Source organism: Leptotrichia sp. oral taxon 879 str. F0557 (assembly GCF_000469385.1).
In the GTDB taxonomy this organism is placed as follows: Bacteria; Fusobacteriota; Fusobacteriia; order Fusobacteriales; family Leptotrichiaceae; genus Leptotrichia; species Leptotrichia mesophila.
This window is the reverse complement of the sequence record NZ_KI271341.1, coordinates 1-6,220: the sequence shown is the minus strand read 5'-3', so window position 1 is coordinate 6,220 and position 6,220 is coordinate 1. Positions and strand designations below refer to the sequence as shown.

Annotated in this window: 4 protein-coding genes and 1 pseudogene; 2 read left to right on the top strand and 3 right to left on the bottom strand. The window is 27.3% G+C overall.

Annotated elements, in window-relative coordinates:
* Nucleotides 1-212 precede the first annotated feature (212 nt).
* Nucleotides 213-887 carry a recombinase family protein gene (locus HMPREF1552_RS07975; RefSeq protein ID WP_021744645.1) on the bottom strand — a complete coding sequence of 225 codons (675 nt, stop codon included), beginning with the start codon at nt 885-887 and terminating at the stop codon, nt 213-215.
* A gap of 268 nt (nt 888-1,155) precedes the next feature.
* Here HMPREF1552_RS07975 and HMPREF1552_RS07970 point away from each other — a divergent pair, with 268 nt between their 5' ends.
* Nucleotides 1,156-1,806 (top strand): recombinase family protein, encoded by a 651-nt coding sequence (locus tag HMPREF1552_RS07970; protein WP_021744644.1) that lies wholly within the window; start codon nt 1,156-1,158, stop codon nt 1,804-1,806.
* Between the two features lie 261 nt (nt 1,807-2,067).
* Nucleotides 2,068-2,238, top strand: coding sequence for a hypothetical protein (locus HMPREF1552_RS12320; protein ID WP_169720572.1), 171 nt, complete (start codon nt 2,068-2,070; stop codon nt 2,236-2,238).
* Nucleotides 2,239-4,022: 1,784 nt separating this feature from the next.
* Here HMPREF1552_RS12320 and HMPREF1552_RS07960 read toward each other — a convergent pair.
* Entirely contained in the window at nt 4,023-4,538 is a 516-nt protein-coding gene (locus tag HMPREF1552_RS07960; RefSeq protein ID WP_021744639.1) for a hypothetical protein, read from the bottom strand.
* Nucleotides 4,535-6,220, bottom strand: a pseudogene (locus HMPREF1552_RS12590) (hypothetical protein); the annotation flags it as partial. The gene HMPREF1552_RS07960 and the pseudogene HMPREF1552_RS12590, both read right to left, overlap by 4 nt.

Below are 6,220 nucleotides of genomic sequence, written 5' to 3'. Positions count from 1 at the left end.
TGTTCGCTACACTACGAACATGTCATCCATTTGTTATACGACAACTGTTTCGTTTACAACAACATTATAGTATATGTTTACAATTTTGTCAACACTTTTTTTTACTATTTTTACTTTCTATATTACACTTAACTTGACAATACATCTTTTCTGTTGTTGCTCTTGATTTAACAATAACCCTTTTTTTATTTATTAAATAAAAATATTTTTATTTATAATTTCATACTCTTATTTCTTATCATTTTTTTTATTTTGAAGAGTGTCGCACGTCCTATCTTAGAATAATTTGCACACTCTTCGACTTTAATATTACCATTTATCCATGATTTAATTAATTCTTTTTGACTTTGTGTCAGATTTTCAATTTTACTTGGACGACCGCATATAATACCCTGTCCTGTTTTCTTATCAATTTTTTTATTACTTATTAACCGTCCTTTATCATCTTTTTTTAGCAGTTTATAGGCTTCTCTTTGCCGTTCCTTTATATTTTTTCTTTCCTGTTCTGCAAAAAATCCCATTAAATGTAAAACGATAGGCTGTACCATTTCCATTGCCGTTTTTTCCATTTCATTTTTTGGAACTTCAGTATTCAGAATGGGCATATCCAAAAATTTTAAATATACTTTCTTTTTTGATAAAAGTTCAAATGTATCCTTTATTTCTGTATTATTTCGGCCAAGTCTGTCAAGGCTTTTAATGACAATTATATCATCAACTACAACTTTGGCCATTAACTCCTGCCATTTTTTCCTGTCAATAAAGTTCTTTCCGCTCGCTTTTTCAACTATGATGTTATCTTCATCTACTCCTGCTGACTTTATTGCTTCCACCTGTCTTGCTTCATCCTGCTCCCTTGTTGAAATTCTTACATAACCATATTTCATTGTTTATTTCCTTTTTGTTTTCATTATAACATTTTAGTCTAAAAAAGTCGAGTGTAAGTTATTTGTTTTTTAGACTGAAAATTATAAAATTTTTTTTGAGAATTTATAAAGTTTTTCATCAGTATAAAAAGGATTACTTTTTTAGACTTGGTGAAAGATAACGAATTTAGGACAAAATTTCATAGAAAAATATCAAAAAAAGTATCAAAAAAACACTCGACTTTTTGAAATTAATGTGTTAAAATAAATAAAAAGGAGAAAATTTTTTATGCGATACGGATATGCAAGAGTCAGTACAAGAGAACAAGACGAAGCAAGACAAATTAAAGCATTGAAAAATAAAGGAGTTCAAGAGATTATTATTGAAAAAGCATCAGGAAAAAATTTTATAGGCAGACAAAAATGGCAAAAATTAATGTCAAAAGTGGTTGTCGGTGATGTTATAGTTGTTAAAAGTTTAGATAGACTTGGACGGAATAATGCGGAAATCAAGGAAACTTTTGAACTTTTATCAAAGAAACAAGTTTATTTGGAATTTATAGACAATGACATTTTAAATACTAGAAAACCTGTTACAGAAACTGATAAATTAAGCCAAAAACTCGTGCAGCCTATCATTCTACATTTATTAGGATATTTTGCAGAACATGAAAGGGAATTGATTAAAGAACGTCAAACTGAAGCCTATGCACAATTGGAAGTCGATAGTAAAGGTAGAAAGTTGAGCAATAAAAAAATTAATAAAGACGGAAGCAAAAAAATTTGCGGACGGCCAAACAAGGTGGAAAATTTAACAAAGAAACAAAAAGATATTATAAACAGGTGGATTTTAAAAGCAATTAAAACATCAGAAGCAATTCAATTGACTGGATTAAGTCGCTCGACACTTTTTAGAGTAAAAAAAACGTTTTGTGAGTAGGAAAATACTTTATAAAACTACATAAATTTGTGTTTTAAAGAGATTTAAGAGAGTATTTTGCATTAAGCTACAAAGTTCCGTACGATTGAAAAAATTTCAAAAAGGTGTTAAAATAATTTTAGAAAAAGAAAATAAATGGGTCTTAGCACCTGAGTTAAAAAAGGAGTAGTTGTTTCTGCTCCTTTTTACTTTTGGAAAATGATGTTATAATTGAAAATATAAGTATCTTGATTAAAAACTAAAATGAAAGGAATTTCAATTATGACTGATGGATTTTTTGAAGATAAAAACATAGATGATGAGGAAAATAATCTTGAATATGATAGAGATATTTTTGATATTGAAATTGAATTTGATGATGAAGTTGTTAAGAGAATTGAACGAACTGAAACAACTAGAGAGTTTGAAAAGTTGATTGAAAGTGAGGAGTAATTATTAAAACTGAATAACAATTTTTGAATTTTTATGGTTAAAATTATTTGCACAAATTGTAAATTTTTTTAGAAAAAATACTATACTTTTTCTAAAATATCGTAAAATAAAAAGCATAATTATATAAAAAAAGAAGAATTTTTAGTTCTCTTTTTTTGTTATTTTTAAAAGAAAATTTTGTCTATAGATGTAATTATGATTAAAAATTTTTATTTGCAATTTCTTAAAAATTCAGGTGTATTTTTTTGAAAAATTTGGAATTATTTTTGCTGTTTTGTAAAAAATTTAATTAAAAAAATGTCATATTTAAAGTTCAATAATACATAAAAATTTATCTTTAAAAATTGTCTTTATGAAGATTTTTTTTGCACAAAATTTGTAGAAATTTATGCAAAATATGATCTTTAAATTTAAGAATTGTAACTTTATTTTTACGAATGAAATGAGTTTTTGAGTGCAAACGAAATCCATTTTTTCAAAATTTTATGTGCTGAAAAAATCACGATAAGTTTCTAAAATTTTTTAATTTTTGAGAAACTTGTAAGCGTGCTTTCCAAAATTTAAAAATTCTGGAAAGTTTACGGGTAAAAATTTTTATGGAAAAGGGCTTGCTTTTTTGAAAGAAATGAGGTAATATTAGCACAAGAATAAAACAGCGTGGAAAATGAGAGTCCAGTTTTCGGAGGTGGATGGACAGTTTAAGAAATTTTACTTCAACTCATTTTAAAATATCAAAAGAAAATTTAATTGAATAAAAAATAAAATATTTGAGCTTATGTACAGATTATTGGGAGTTTTCTTCTAAAAAGTTTGTACAAGCTCTTTTTTTGATTAAAAAAATATATCAGAAAAAGCAGGGTAAAATTTCTTAAAATTATAAAATAAAATTGATGATGATAAAAATCAAAGTTCATATTGCGTTATATTAAGCCCATAGCGTTCGTTAAATTGATTTTTGGTATAAATCTTGCCTGATGTAAAATTTTTTCGTTATGGGACTAATATGAGCCTATTTCACAAAAAAATAACCGCTGTTTTTACAACAACGATTATTTAAAAATTTAATTTTTTATCCTTAAAAATTCAATAAATTTTTTTATTTTGTAATTTGTTTCATTTTCTATAAATTTAGTTTCAATCAAGTTTGCATAAACAGAATTCTCCATATATTTTCTAGCATCTTTTTCTAATTTTTTAGAATATTCTTTTTTACTAAAATATAATATTTGTTTATTTGGGGCATATACATTTTTTACTTTATAATTAGTAATTAAAATAAAAAATATGTCTTTATCTTTTATCTGTAATTTACGTCCAATTAAATATCTTTTAATTTCAAAATTCTCAGAAAACTTCAAATCATAATTCATTATATATAGTGGATTTTTTTCTGATTCAGAACGAAAAAACCAGAGTTGATATAATTTGTCTTCTTTTAACAATAGAATTCTTTCATTTTTGAGAAAAAATATTAAGTTTCCAAAAAACGAAATAAAAAAACATATAAAAAAAATTAAAATTCTTTTATTATTTTTTTTTACAATAATTTATAATCTTTAAGAAAAATTCTTCTAACAAATCTAATAAATCATATATCATTTCATTTTCGTCCTTTCATAATATCAGGTAGTATTTTTTCTATATAACTTCTCTTACCAACTGATTTAACTTTTCCTTTTTGTTCTTTTGTCTTTTACAACAAGTATTATTTAAGAAAATATTTGAAAATAGAAAACTCGGTGTTGTATTGAAAACTTAATATTAAAAAAAGATTGATTTTTAAATTATTTGTTCAAAATTTGGGATATACTCCAATATTTTTTTAAAATTTCATTCGCTTCATCTGCAACATAAAGTTTTATTTTTTTAATTTGACCATTATAACTAATTTTTAGTATATCATCCATATCACAAGTATTTCCTTTTGAATCTTTACTATCAACACAATCAAAATTTTTAAATATTTCAAAACTTATTTCTGTATTTTTTCTCTTTAATTTTATTTCAATTCCTTTCATATCCTTAAGAGTGCTAGATACTTGCTCTTGAAAAGGAGAAACATCGTAATTTTTTCCTGTAAAAATTTCATTTATTATCTCCTTTTCCTTACCTTCTATTTTTTGATTTTCTAAATATATTTCCGTATCTTTTTCATTAATATATTCTAAAATTTTATCTTTAATATTTTTAACATCAATATCTTCTTTAAAAGCACCTAAACTTATTAACGTAATAAAAATAAATAAAAAACTAAAAAGCCAAATAAATATAAAAATTTTTGTAAATGAATTATTATTCATTTTGTGATAGCCCTCCACCAATTAGTTGGATCTGGTAATTGATTTAAAAATTTAGCTATGTTATCAGGAACTTTTATTGTTTTTTGTACCTTTAAATTTACTTTTTTTGAATCAGTAATTTTACTTAACTTTAATTGACTTTTTATTGCATTTTCTATTTCTTTTTTAATTATTTTTTCTAAATCTATACTTATTTTTTCAGGCAAAATAGGATTTTTTAATCCTACACTCATTCCTACATTAAGAAATCCACCAGCTGTTTTATTACTACCCTGTTTATTTTTTAAAATTCCTAAAGAACTATTAAAATGAGGATTTTGGGTAAATATTTGTATAGCTTGTGTCAAAAGTTCACTAAGAACTGCTGAAGGTTTTTCAGTTCTTTTTTCATTAAATTCTTCTTTTGTTATTACTCCTGGATAGTATTCTAACCCCAATTTAAAACCTGCTTTTGCAATTGCATTTTCTAATTTTACATCTGCCCCTATATCAAAAATTAACCATACTTCATTTTTTTTATTGGGATTTCTAAGTAAAGAAACTGCTCCACTTACTTCAGGAGTAAATCCTCCTACAGTAATATTTCCATTTAACTTAAATTTTAATGCATCATCCCCGACATGAGTTCCCAGCTTGCTAGTATCAATCTTCCCGTCAGACCTGTACGTCATATTCTGGTTGCTTCCCTTGTACTCTTCCTTGAAGTAAGCATTTGCAGCTCTTCCTGTACTTTCCAGTCCTTTTTCTTCAGTTCCAGTCGCTATCTGTCTTCCTGCCACTCCATTTACAATGTGGCTTGCCTCTTCTGCAAGTGTTCCGATTAATCCTGCCTTTGTTGAGTTCTCTTCTGCATTTATGTTGATTATTATTGTATGTACTCCATCTTTTGAAACATATGCTGTTCCTGCCTTGTTTTTCATTTCAGGAGTATCTTCGCCAGTTGTATATTTTACATCAAGATTGTATCCTAAATCCTTATAGGCATCTTTCCAGGCTGCAACAACATCTTCTGGCTTGTCAGCTTCATTAAGTCTTTTCCCTGCTATGTTATTTACAGTTTCATTAAGCCTTATCTCTCTAAGCTGTCCAAAGAAGTTTCTGTTGTCATCTCCCCTATCATGAATTGACTCCTTGATGGCTTTTTTCACATCTGCTATCTCTTTTTTAGCTTTTCTAATATCCTCTTTCAGCTTAGCAGGATTAGTAGCATACTCAATAGTCTGGCTCTCTACATTGATATTTGTGCTGCTGTGAGTGTCCCTCGTTACTTCATTTGCTCTTGTAATATCCCTGTTTATTGGACTTCCCTCAGCTCCTGCTATCTCAACATCTCCGACTACTGTATTTCTTGTGATTCCTTGCTTGTCCCTGCTGTCCTGATTAAATCCAACATTTGTAATTCTCGGTTTTCCTGTTGAAATTCCAACTGATCCGCCTGTTGTTTTCATCGTGTCGTGATTCTGAATGTCTTTTCCAATATAATTATCAATCTTGAATGTGGAGTTTCCTTCCTTGCCAACTACAGCTCCTGTATTTTCAAGAGTTCCAACATGAAGACTGCTTCCCTCTCCGACAATGAATGTGCTTTGGTTGTCTACGAATGCTCTATCTCCATTTGTTCTGCTTCCGTTTATGTTTACAGAGCTTGGCACTCCGTTTGCACTTATTCCAAGGCTTATTCC